The sequence below is a fragment of the Polynucleobacter sp. 31A-FELB genome (assembly GCF_018882405.1).
Taxonomy (GTDB): Bacteria; Pseudomonadota; Gammaproteobacteria; order Burkholderiales; family Burkholderiaceae; genus Polynucleobacter.
This window is the reverse complement of record NZ_JACVOO010000001.1, coordinates 231001-243181: the sequence shown is the minus strand read 5'-3', so window position 1 is coordinate 243181 and position 12181 is coordinate 231001. Positions and strand designations below refer to the sequence as shown.

Genomic DNA, 12181 nt, shown 5'->3' with positions numbered 1-12181 from the left:
TAAGTAGTCGAGAGCCTGCCCTGTGACTTTTCTGGATATTCTTGCCCAGTTAGCTCAGGGCATTTCTTATACGGTAGTGGTAACGCTGGTTTGTTCGCTGACGGGTTTGGTTGTCGGCTTATTGCTATCAAGCTTACGTCGTCTTGATATCCCATGGCTTATCCCGTTAATTGATTGCTATACCTATGTTTTTAGGGGTGTGCCAGTTTTAGTTTTATTGTTCATGGTCTATTTTGGTTTGCCTGGTATCGGCTTTAAGGTTCCTCCTTTGATGGCGATGGCACTCAGTTTGGGTCTGGTGGCATCCGCCTATTTAGCGGAGGTATTCCGAGGCGCATTTAACTCTGTTGATCCAGCTGAAGTGATTGCTGCCAAGGCCATGGGTATGACACGTGTCCAGGTTCTCCTGTTTATTGAGTTGCCACAGATGTTGCGTTTTTCGATTCCAGGCATGGTCAATGAGTTCACCTCGGTTTTAAAGTACTCGCCATTTGCCTATACGGTAGGTATTCCAGAGATTACTAAGCAGGCCATGACTTTGACCTCAACAACGCTTCGCGGCATAGAGGTATACCTAGCAGTGGGTATTTTGTATTTCGTGATTTACCGAATCTGTTTACTTGGCATTCAATTGCTGACTAAGCGTTTTCAAATTCCGGGAATGGCTCCCGCATGAGTATCAATATGACATTATCTAAAGAGGCAAGTTCGTGGCATTAATTCAAGTACGGGATTTGGTCAAAGAGTTTGATGGGCAAACTGTCTTGTCGAATATTAATCTCGATTTAAAAGAGGGTGATGTTCGGGTATTGATGGGTGCGTCTGGCTCTGGTAAATCCACCTTATTACGTTGCCTCAATCGACTGGTCGAGCCCACCTCTGGATCAATTATTTTCAGGGGGCAAGAAGTATTGGGTCCCGGTGTTGATGTGCGTGAGTTGCGTAAGCAAATTGGTTTTGTATTTCAGCAATTCGCTCTTTATAGCCACCTCACGGTATTAGATAACGTGTCCTTGGGGCTACGTAAGTTGCACAAGATGGGTAAAGCAGAGGCTAAAGAAAAAGCCTTGCACGAGCTATCCCATTTTGAAATGACTCCCCATCAAGATAAGTACCCCTCACAGCTTTCAGGAGGGCAGAAGCAGCGTGTTGCCATAGCTAGGGCGTTGGCGATGGATCCTGCTGTCCTGGTTCTCGATGAGCCAACCTCTGCATTGGATCCTGTTATGTCTAGGGATGTTGCTGATCTCATCAATCGCTTGCATAGCGAAGGCATCACCATGATCTGCGTTACCCACGATCTCAACTTGGCTCGCAATATTGCGGATACCGTCATGTTTTTAGATCGCGGCGTGATTCGGGCTGATGATCGTATCGATGTGTTGAGCAAGCATTCTGATCCAGAAATTAAAGCCTTTTTTGCCTCTGAGGAAAAGTTCTAATGGGGGGTTGGCCATCTTTTATTCGTGATCTCACGGAGCAGATGCCCTTGATTTTGACTGGGCTGGTGAAGACCTTGCAATTGGCGGGCTTGATCAGCGTGTCTGGATTACTGCTGGGGATTGTGGTGTTCTATCTCACGCTGAGTAAAAACAAGTATGTACGCAGCGCCATCAATTCCTATATCTCCTTCTTCATAGGAATGCCTTTAATTGTCTTATTGTTCTTGATGTATTACGGCTTGCCGCAGTGGGGCGTTCGACTCTCACCATTTACGGCTGCCTTTATTGGCTTTACATTTAACGTTGCAGCTTATAACGCCGCCTATCTAAAGACTGCCTTCAATGGTTTGGACAAGACTCAATTAGAAGCGGCTAGCGCTCAAGGATTCAGTCCCCTCCAGATTTTTAAGTTGATTACCTTGCCGCAAGTGATTCGACTTTCTATTCCGGCGTTGACCAATCAAGTAATTGCTAATCTCAAAGATAGTTCGGTTGCCTTCTTAATTCAGTACACCGAGTTCTTTGCACGTGTACAGGAGTTGGCTGCAACCAATTTCCAATTCTTCAAGGCTTATCTATTGGCTGCTTTGGTTTACTTAGCGCTGGTATCGGTAATTGTGCTATTCGCCCGCGCCATTGAGAGGCGTTACTTTATTCCTGCTTGAGTATTGCAAGTTAAAGCACAAAAAAATAGCGACCCGAAGGCCGCTATTTTTATTTGTAAAGCTCAGTGCTAGGAATTACTTAGACGTAGGCATTACAAACTCAGCACCTTTAGCTATGCTCTCAGGCCAGCGCTGCATCACACTCTTTTGCTTGGTATAGAAGCGAACGCCTTCTTTGCCGTAGGCATGCATATCGCCAAAGAGGGATTTCTTCCAACCGCCAAAACCGTGCCAAGCCATTGGAACCGGAATAGGTACGTTAATACCAACCATGCCCACCTGAACTCGGCGTGCAAATTCACGGGCAATATTGCCGTCACTTGTGAAGCAGGCAACACCGTTGCCATACTCGCAAGCATTTACCAAGTTCAATGCCTCAGTAAAGTTCGCCACGCGCAAGCAAGATAAGACTGGTCCGAAGATTTCTTCTAGATAGATCTTCATGTCTGGAGTGACGTTATCAAAGAGGGTGCCGCCGATAAAGAAGCCATTGTCATGGCCAGGCACTTTCAAGCCACGGCCATCTACTAATAACTTCGCACCAGAAGCTACGCCACTCTCAATATAGCCAGTGATGCGCTCTAAAGCAGCTTTGGTAACGATTGGACCCATTTCTGCATCCAGCTCCATACCATTCTTAACCTTGAGAGTTTTAGTGCGCTCAATTAGTTTAGGCATGATTTTTTCAGCAACATCGCCAACGAGAACGGCTACTGAGATTGCCATGCAACGCTCACCAGCGGAACCATAAGCAGCGCCAATCAAGGCATCAATCGTTTTATCGATATCTGCATCTGGCATCACGACCATGTGATTCTTGGCGCCACCTAAAGCTTGGGAGCGCTTACCGAAGTGTGCGCAACGCTCGTAAATGTAGTTGGCAATTGGAGTTGAACCCACAAAGCTGACTGCTTTGACATCTGGGTTCTCAATCAAGGCATCTACAGCCTCTTTGTCACCTTGAACGACGTTAAATACACCATCAGGCAAGCCAGCTTCTTTTAAAAGCTTGGCCATCAACAAAGAAGCTGATGGATCGGTTGGGCTTGGCTTCAAAATGAATGTGTTGCCGCAGGCAATAGCCACTGGGAACATCCACATTGGAACCATGACTGGGAAGTTAAATGGCGTGACACCGGCTACAACACCTAAAGGCTGGCGCATTACCCAATTGTCGATATCGGTAGATACTTGCTCGGTGTAATCTCCTTTAAGAAGTTCAGGGATGCCAGTAGCAAATTCCACAATATCAATACCGCGAGTCACTTCACCTTGGGCATCGGTAAATACCTTGCCGTGTTCGGCGGTAATGATGGCTGCTAATTCATCGCGATGGGCATTGAGTAATTCAAGATACTTGAACATGATCCGTGCGCGGCGAAGGGGGGAGGTTTGACTCCAGCTCTCGAAGGCTTTTTGGGCAACCGCCACGGCAGCATCCACCTCTTTACGGCTTGCTAGGGCAACTCGTCTTGCGACTGCGCCTGTAGAGGGGTTGAATACATCGGCAAATCGACCGTCTTTTGGGTTGACAACATTGCCGCCAACAAAGTGGCCAATATCTTCTTTTGATTCAAAGGCTTGTGGTGCGCTCATAGTATTTTGCTTAAATAGTTATTTACTAGTTTTAGGTTCAATAAACTTGTATTGCGACGGAATCGCACAAGTGTATGGTCTCGTTTATCCTACTCATTCTATTTTATCGCTTTCATCACTTTTACGCATTTCAGGATCCCAGGGCCCTCCATGAGTCTTCTATTTTCCAGCTATACGCTTAGCTCTCCCAAGGGTGATTTGACGCTCCCTAATCGCATCGTAGTGGCACCCATGTGCCAGTATTCGGCAGTTAATGGCGAGGCTCAGGACTGGCATTTAATGCACTGGGCTAATCTCCTTAATAGCGGGGCGGGTCTATTCATTATTGAGGCTACTGGCGTGACGCCAGAGGGCCGTATTACCCCCGCCTGTCTGGGGCTGTGGGATGACCGAACTGAGGCCGCACTAAAGGACAAACTTAGCAGGGCTCGTAAGCTGGCACCAGAAACCCCGGTTTTCATCCAATTGGCTCACGCCGGTCGAAAAGCCTCCAGCGCAACCCCTTGGGATGGTGGTCAATTGCTGCCTAAAGATCAAGGTGGCTGGGAGACAGTAGCTCCTTCAGCTATTCCACAGCTAAAAGATGAGCGCTTGCCACACGAACTCTCCAAAGCAGAGTTGCAAGAGCTGATTGACGCATTTGTTGTTGCAGCGCAGCGTTCTGAGAGGGTTGGTGTGGACGGTATTGAGTTGCATGGAGCGCATGGCTATCTCTTGCATCAATTCTTGTCCCCAATCGCCAATCAACGTACTGATGAATACGGTGGCTCATATGAAAATCGCATCCGCTTCCCTTTGGAATTATTTGCTGCAGTACGCAAGGCATATCAAGGTGTGTTGGGTATCCGGATTTCCGCAAGCGATTGGATTGAGGGTGGCTGGACTCCTGAAGAGACTGCTGACTTTGCATCTCGCCTAAAACCCTTGGGATGTAATTTTGTCCACATCTCATCAGGTGGTATTTCACCGCTGCAGAAGATTGCGATAGGGCCAAACTATCAAGTGCCATTTGCCAAGATCGTAAAAGATCAATCCGGTTTGCCTACGATGACAGTTGGCTTGATCACCGAGCCACAGCAAGCGGAAGATATCTTGCAAAAAGGGGATGCGGATCTAATTGCCTTAGCCCGTGCATTTTTGTATAAACCAAGATGGGCCTGGGAGGCTGCTGCAGCCTTAGGCGGTACCGTACCGTCAAATGAGCGTTACTGGCGCTGCTTACCGCGTGAGGCTCAAGCCATATTTGGTGAGGTCAAAGTAGGGCAGCGATAATAGGGGGCTTGCCCAGAACCAAGCCTTTGAACTAAAACATAAATGAGTAATTGATGAAGCAACATTCTGTACGAGAATCCTGGCTGGAAGACGCCGTAAGACATTTAGAGCCTGTGTTCTCAAAAGCCGGTTATGCCATTCCGCCAGTGAGGGTGTCTTGTGGCTTTCCAGCCTCAAGCAGTCCGAGAACAACGCTAGGTCAGTGCTGGCCTCGTGAGCGCTCTGGGGGAGGAGTTAATGAGATCTTCATTTCTCCCAAGTTGGATGACCCTGTTCAGTTGTTGGATACCCTAGTGCATGAGTTATGTCACGCAGTAGATGATTGCTTTAGCGGTCATGGCGAAGACTTTAAAGGCATTGCTCAGACTGTTGGTCTAGAGGGTCCAGCCAGAATGGCGCACGCTACCGAAGAGTTGATGGTGCGTTTGATGATGATTAGCCAAGAGCTTGGCCCATACCCACATCAGGCGATTGTTTTCCCGCCACCAAGACCAAGTAATGCGAGTCGCAACAAAGCCAAATGTGGTCAGTGTGGATACGAAGTTACGCTATTAAAGAAGTGGGCTACCTATGGAGCTCCAATTTGCCCTAAAGACAATATTCGGATGCAAGAGGCGGTTATTGAAACAATTGAAAATACGACCGAGCACGATACTGAATCTGTTACCGGCTCTAAACCCAAGGCAGATGAAATCCGCCGTGCCATTAGCTAGCTAAAGCTTAACTGGTAACAGCAGAAGGACTCCAAACGGGGTCCTTTTTGCTTGCCTTGGCAATTTCACCTAAGATCTTTTCATGAAGCTCACAGTCTTCTGGACTAGCTGTCATGAGTTTGAGGTTGGTAGGCAAAGCTTTCATTTGGCCAGACGCATCAGTGCCGACGGTGTAATCAATGAGATCAATCGAGAGATCTTCTTGACCACGCGTCATGGCTACATAGACTTCGGCCAATAACTGCGCATCAAGTAAAGCGCCGTGTAAGGTGCGGTGTTGATTGCTAATGGCAAAGCGCTCACAGAGTGCATCTAGCGAGTTGCGCTTGCCTGGAAACATTTGACGAGCATCTAACAGCGTATCCGTAACTTTAGATGCAAGACCCCTAAAAGGAGGGCGCTTCAGCAAAGCAAATTCGTTATCCAGGAATCCCAAGTCAAACGCCGCGTTATGAATGACTACTTCAGCGCCATCAACAAACTCAATCAACTCTTCCACAATATTGGCAAATACCGGCTTATCGGATAAGAATTCGCGTGAGAGGCCGTGAACTGCAAAGGCGCCCGCATCAATGTCACGCTCAGGATTAATGTAGTAATGGAAAGTGCGATCAGTTAATCGACGACCCACCATTTCAACGCAACCGATTTCAATAATGCGGTCGCCTGTGGCAGGGTTAAGTCCAGTAGTTTCAGTATCGAGAATAACTTGACGCATTAGGTACCTTCTAAAACAGATGGAGGGATTTCCATTGGGCCGTTACCTGCATATTTATCTAAATAGAGATAGATCACAGGCGTGATGATGAGTGTTACAAACTGCGAGAAGATCAATCCGCCTGCCACGCTAATGCCCAGTGGTTGACGCAATTCTGCACCAGCACCCAAGCCCAAAGCAATCGGTAGGGCACCCATCAGTGCGGCGATCGTTGTCATCATGATGGGGCGGAAACGCAAGATACAAGCTTCACGAATCGCCTTCTCTGGTGACATGCCTTGATTGCGCTGTGCATCCAAGGCGAAGTCAATCATCAAGATGGCATTCTTTTTCACGATACCAATGAGCAGCAAAATACCAATCGAAGCAACAATGGTTAATTCAAATCCAAAGATGCGCAAAGATAAAATGGCGCCAATCGCAGCGGAGGGCAGTCCGGCCAGAATCGTGAGGGGGTGAATGTAACTCTCATAGAGCACGCCTAGCAAAATATAAATCACACCCAGCGCTGCCAAGATCAATATGATTTGACCGGATTGATTGTCTTTAAACACGGCGGCATCACCACCGTAGCTCGTAATGATCGAAGGTGGTAATCCAACCTCTTTAACGAAGCCATCAATCGCTTTAGTGGCATCCCCCAGGAAGACATCTGGAGCCAAGTTAAAGGAGATCGTTACCGCTGGAATTTGACCTTGATGGTTCACGGCTGTTGGTCCAATAGTACGAACAAAGCTAGCCAAGCTTGATAGCGGAATTAATTTATCAGTAGCGCGACCTCTGACATAGACCTTATTCAGATCAGTTTCAAATTGACGATCATTCTCAGCGGTTTCTAGAATGACGTAATAGGTATTCACTGGCGTGTAGATCGTGGAAACCTGGCGCTCACCAAAAGAGTTGTAGAGCGCACTACGAATATCGGCAATGGTGACGCCAGCACTAGCCGCTTGCTCACGATTGATTTCAATCTTGACGTTAAGACCTTTTAGCTGAGAGTCGCTAGTCACATCGCGGAAGATGGGGTCAGCACGCATTTTTTGAGTGAGCTTATCCGCCCATTCATTTACGCCTTCGAAGCCAACGCTCTGCAAAGTAAATTGGTAGCGACTCTTACTGCTGCGTCCACCCAGTTGTAAATTTTGAACTGGGCGCATGTATACCTGCAAGCCTGGGATCTCTTTGAACTTATTACGCAGGCCTTCGATAACCTTACTCATCTTCTCGCGATCTCCCTTAGGCTTCAGGATGATGAAGAAGCGACCTGTATTTCTTCCTGCGCTCAGGCCACCACCAAGGATGGAGATAGAGTTAGCCACATTAGGATCGCTATTAACGATCTCCGCCGCACGATCCTGAAGTTCCAGCATGGTTTTAAAGGAGGTGTCCTCAGAGGCTTCAGTGGTTGCCGTAATTTGACCGATATCTTCTTCTGGAAAAAAACCTTTTGGGCTATACGCGAATAGGGCAATTGTGATGAAGAAGGAAGCAATCGCCCCCCACAATACTTTTTTACGATTAGCTAATGCGAGATCAAGATAGTGAATATAGGTTTTGAGTGAGTAATCAAAAATACGATCAAACTTTTTAGTGATGGCATATTCTTTTGGGTGATCGCCAGGCTTAGGCAAAAAACGACTGCAGAGCAAGGGGACGATCGTGAGTGAGACAACTGCCGATACCAAAATGGATAGCGATACCACCACCGCAAACTCTCTAAAGAGCAGGCCGATTGGACCAGCCATAAAGAAGAGTGGAATAAAGACGGCTACCAAAGAGATGGAGATGGAGATGATGGTGAAGCCTACCTCTTTACTGCCCTTGAGTGAAGCCTTTAGGGGATCCATGCCTTGCTCAATGTAGCGCATGATATTTTCAAGAACAACGATGGCATCGTCGACCACCAATCCGACAGCAAGAGTGATGCCCAATAAAGAAATATTGTCTAAGCTGTAGCCTAAAAAGTAGAGCAAGAAGAAGGCGCCAATCAGCGAGATGGGCAAGCTGACGGAAGGGATCAGAGTTGCGGAAAGACGCTTTAGGAATAAGAAGATTACCAAGACCACCAAAAGAATGGTGAGTGCCAGCGTCAAATTAACGTCATGAATCGCTTCAATAATTGATAGAGAGCGGTCATTAATTAATGTCAGCTGAATCGATGCTGGCATCTGCTCTTTAAATGTCGGCAGTAATTTCTTGACTGCCGCAACTACATCAACCGTATTGGCATTTGGCTGCCGCATGATGCCAATCGCAATCGAACGCTCACCAGCTGCTGTGGCAAAAGTCTTGACGTCCTCAAAGCTTTCTTGGACATCAGCTACATCCCTGAGGTAGACAGGTAGACCATTGCGTTGAGCGATGACGAGGTTAGCGAATTCATCTGCTTTAACAAGTTGCGGATTGGCGTAAATCGTGATGAGCTGACGCGGGCCATCTAAGGTGCCCACTGGACTATTGGTATTGGCCTTATTGATTGCAAGTGCCAATTCTTCCATGGTGATATTGCGGTTGCCCAAAGCATCTGGTCGCGCGCTGACACGAACGGCATAGCGTTTGGCACCGTAAACCAAAACTTGTGAGACGCCAGTAATCGTGGAGAGAGATGGCGCTAGTAGGTTTTCTGCGTAGGCGTTGATCTCGGACAAACTCATCGATGGCGAGCTCATTCGAATCACGAGCACTGCTGTATCCGCAGGATTGATTTTGCGGTAGGACGGTGGCACCGTCATTTCAATAGGAAGCCTTCTTTGTGCTCGTAGGAGGGCTGCTTGTACATCGACTGCCGCTTTATCAATATCACGGTCGTTCGTGAACTCAAGTGTGATGCTAGTCGAGCCAAGCGTATTGGTTGAGCTAATGACTTTGATGCCATCAATCGTTGAAAATTCTTTTTCTAATGGCAGCGCTACAGAAGACGCCATATTTTCTGGGGCAGCTCCAGGCAAACTGGCGCTGACAGAAATAATGGGAGTATTAAAGCTAGGTAGAGCTGCAACCGGGATCTTGAAGTAGGCAACGGTACCAGCGATCACTGTTGCAATCGACAACAGCACCGTCATTACGGGCCGTCTAATGCATAACTCAGAAAGCGTCATTTTGTCTCAGGAGCAGGAGCTGCTGCCTTAGCTGGAGTGGATACGGCAGTTTGTTTTTTTGCTTCACGAATCTTGCTACCGGGACGCAAGTTTTGCTTGCCCTCAACAACTACGCGTGAGCCAGATTCAATACCGCTGATGACAGAGGTGCCTTGATATTCGTAGATCACTTTGATTGGTTTGGACTGAACCTTGCCATCCTTATCAACCACATAAACAAGTCGACCTTTCGGGCTGATCACAATAGCTTCAGATGGCACTGCAATGGCATCCTTGAGGGTATTGGCGTTTAATGAAACGCGAGCAAATTGCCCTGGCAATAAAGTCATCTTCTCATTTGGAATTTGAGCTCGCACACGCACTGCTGCAATGCTAGGGTCTACCTGGTTATCAATCACCAGTACTTCGCCTTCATAAACCGCCTTAGCATCATTGCCAACACTGACTTTTACTTTGAGTGGTGTATCTGCTTGTTTGCCCTCCATTAATAAGGGGATATCTTTCTCAGGGACAACAAATTGAACGTTAATCGGATTGAGTTGGGTGATGGTCACCATGGATCCAACGCTAGAGGTTGCTGTAGAGCTGGTTGCAGTGGTTACTACATTACTTGCCTGCACTAGCGACCCTGGGAATACGTTGATGATGCCCGCGCGTCCGGCAATTGGAGAGCGGATAGAGTCATAGGAGAGCTGCACCTCAGCAGAGCGAGCTGCAGCTTGCGCTGACTTGGCATTCGCCAGTGAAGTTTCTAAGCCTGCCTTAGAGATAAAGTTTTTGGCTACCAGCTCCTTAGCGCGAAGATATTGCTTTTGAGAGTCATCTGCCAGCGCTTTGAGTTTTTCATAGTTGGCGCGATCGTTGCGATCATCCAGGGTAAAGAGGAGTTCGCCTTCTTTTACCTCTTGCCCATCCTTAATGTGGATTGTTTTGACTGTATTGGTAGTCATTGGACGAATATCCACAATGCTGCTGGAAATAATCGTTCCTGTAGCCTCAATAATTAATGGGATATCTTTTTTCTCGACAACCACACTCGTAATTGTTTGTGGTCCACCTGTTTTACCGGTAGCGGGGAAGAAGTAATCAAATGCCTTAGAGCCGGCATACAAAACAACCAACACCGCCAAAATGCGCCACTTGTATTTAATGGTGAATTCCTTGACTGTTGCGTAGTCTAATTTTTTGACTTTATCAAAGTAGGGCGAGAGTTTTTGCCAAAGTTTGCACAAGCGCACCTTTACCGAATTTTTTAGCGCAGGTAGCTTGGCAACGGCTTTATCTAAGGCTGATTCAATTTTTGACACGGTCTCGGCGTTTTTCTTGGTTCTATATGGGGTTAGCGGTAGATTCTGTACCCGCTCTGAATCCGTTCATTCTCTCATAAGACCGTCAAAAACGGGCTTGCCGACACCCATCCAACTTATGGTAGAAATTCCTCAACGCCTTTGTTTGCCAGGAGGTCAGCAAGCTCATTTCCGGGGTGACCGTTGTGGCCACGTACCCAATGCCAAGAGATCTTGTGGTCAGGGATAAGGGTATCTAATTCTTGCCATAAATCGGCATTTTTGACTGGATCCTTGCTTGCAGTCTTCCAGCCTCTCTTTTTCCAGCCTTCTAGCCATTCTGTAACGCCTTTTTGGACGTATTGGGAGTCAGTCCACAGCTCAACCGAGCTGGTTTGCTTAAGGGCTCGTAATGCATGAATAACCGCACTAATCTCCATGCGGTTATTGGTAGTGTGCTCAGCACCCCCGTGCAAATGCTTTTCATGCCCCCCGGAGCGTAGAACTGCACCCCAGCCCCCAGGACCAGGATTGCCTTTGCAGGCACCATCGGTATAAATGACGATGTGAGGGAGCGATTTGGTATGCGGCATATCGTTAATTTACTTGGTCTTGCTTGTTTGTTAAATTTTGCCGGCTTTCAGCAGCAGGACTTAATTGGGTAATGGCTGGAATACGCAAACCTTGGACCTGCCCAATAAGGCGGATACCTTGTTGGCGTTTGATGGCTGAAACCAAGAAAACAGCCCCAAAGATAGGCCACCAGCGATTCCCAGCTGGTTCCATAAAGTCCATTCTGGCCATGCCGGACTCACCACTCAAGGGGAGTTTGTAGCAGCCAAAATGACCTCTATCTAATGAGAAGTTCAGTAGTTGTAACCAGTCTTTAATTCTGAGGAGACTGATAAATTGCCCATCTCTTGGCAAGTAGGGGCTGCCAATTAGCCTGCTCAGATATTGGCGCATTCCCCAAAGACTGGCTGGGTTGAAGCCCGAAATAATCAAGCGACCTTCAGGGCGAAGCACACGCTCAGCCTCTCGCAGGATTTGATGTGGATCAGCAGCGAATTCCAAGACATGTGGAAGTACTAATAAGTCGATAGTTTCAGATGCAAAGGGCAGCTCGCTGGCATTGCCTTCGACTTGATGCCAGTTAAATTGACTAGCGTGTTTTTGACGATCATTTGAATGAATCAACAAGGCTTGCAAAGGCATGCGATTTTCTGCCAGAGTATTCATTTGCGGCAAACCGATCTGTACGGCATAAAAACCAAAGACATCAGCCACGATTTGATTGAAGCATTTCTGCTCCCAGGCAAGCACATAGCGTCCAGGGGGCGATTGCAGCCACTTTTCCCATGAACTCCATGGTGGTGCAGGCATCTGAGATG

At 47.5% G+C, this 12181-nt stretch carries 11 protein-coding genes; 5 read left to right on the top strand and 6 right to left on the bottom strand.

The window, feature by feature from the left end; genetic code table 11:
- Positions 1–22 precede the first annotated feature (22 nt).
- From ICN30_RS01190 to ICN30_RS01180, 3 genes are read left to right on the top strand one after another with little or no spacing between them, the layout of a single operon-like run.
- Entirely contained in the window at positions 23–676 is a 654-nt protein-coding gene (locus ICN30_RS01190; protein ID WP_216272691.1) for an amino acid ABC transporter permease, read from the top strand.
- A 34-nt stretch (positions 677–710) separates the two neighbouring features.
- Complete coding sequence (locus ICN30_RS01185; RefSeq protein ID WP_216229370.1) at positions 711–1442, top strand: amino acid ABC transporter ATP-binding protein; 732 nt, start codon at positions 711–713, stop codon at positions 1440–1442.
- The gene (locus tag ICN30_RS01180; RefSeq protein WP_216272689.1) at positions 1442–2107 is read left to right on the top strand and encodes an amino acid ABC transporter permease; all 666 of its coding nucleotides are present in this window, start codon (positions 1442–1444) and stop codon (positions 2105–2107) included. The genes ICN30_RS01185 and ICN30_RS01180 overlap by 1 nt, the downstream gene beginning before the upstream one ends.
- Positions 2108–2182: 75 nt before the next feature.
- Here ICN30_RS01180 and ICN30_RS01175 read toward each other — a convergent pair whose 3' ends face one another.
- Positions 2183–3703 (bottom strand): CoA-acylating methylmalonate-semialdehyde dehydrogenase, encoded by a 1521-nt coding sequence (locus tag ICN30_RS01175; protein ID WP_216272687.1) that lies wholly within the window; start codon positions 3701–3703, stop codon positions 2183–2185.
- 150 nt (positions 3704–3853) lie between these two features.
- Here ICN30_RS01175 and ICN30_RS01170 point away from each other — a divergent pair, with 150 nt between their 5' ends.
- Together ICN30_RS01170 and ICN30_RS01165 are read left to right on the top strand one after the other, a co-directional pair.
- Positions 3854–4975, top strand: a complete 1122-nt coding sequence (locus ICN30_RS01170; protein ID WP_216272685.1) for an NADH:flavin oxidoreductase/NADH oxidase — start codon at positions 3854–3856, stop codon at positions 4973–4975.
- A gap of 53 nt (positions 4976–5028) precedes the next feature.
- Entirely contained in the window at positions 5029–5688 is a 660-nt protein-coding gene (locus ICN30_RS01165) for a SprT family zinc-dependent metalloprotease (protein WP_216224800.1), read from the top strand.
- A gap of 7 nt (positions 5689–5695) precedes the next feature.
- Here ICN30_RS01165 and dnaQ read toward each other — a convergent pair whose 3' ends face one another.
- The 5 genes from dnaQ to ICN30_RS01140 form a co-directional block, all read right to left on the bottom strand.
- A complete protein-coding gene (dnaQ, locus tag ICN30_RS01160) occupies positions 5696–6406 on the bottom strand; it encodes a DNA polymerase III subunit epsilon (protein WP_216272683.1) in 711 nt (236 codons plus the stop codon).
- Positions 6406–9504, bottom strand: coding sequence for an efflux RND transporter permease subunit (locus ICN30_RS01155; RefSeq protein WP_216272681.1), 3099 nt, complete (start codon positions 9502–9504; stop codon positions 6406–6408). Before ICN30_RS01155 ends, dnaQ begins: the two co-directional genes overlap by 1 nt.
- The gene (locus ICN30_RS01150) at positions 9501–10811 is read right to left on the bottom strand and encodes an efflux RND transporter periplasmic adaptor subunit (protein ID WP_216272679.1); all 1311 of its coding nucleotides are present in this window, start codon (positions 10809–10811) and stop codon (positions 9501–9503) included. The genes ICN30_RS01155 and ICN30_RS01150 overlap by 4 nt, the downstream gene beginning before the upstream one ends.
- Positions 10812–10927: 116 nt before the next feature.
- Positions 10928–11383, bottom strand: coding sequence for a ribonuclease HI (rnhA, locus tag ICN30_RS01145; protein ID WP_216272677.1), 456 nt, complete (start codon positions 11381–11383; stop codon positions 10928–10930).
- 4 nt (positions 11384–11387) lie between these two features.
- The gene (locus tag ICN30_RS01140; protein WP_255533026.1) at positions 11388–12173 is read right to left on the bottom strand and encodes a class I SAM-dependent methyltransferase; all 786 of its coding nucleotides are present in this window, start codon (positions 12171–12173) and stop codon (positions 11388–11390) included.
- Positions 12174–12181: the final 8 nt, after the last annotated feature.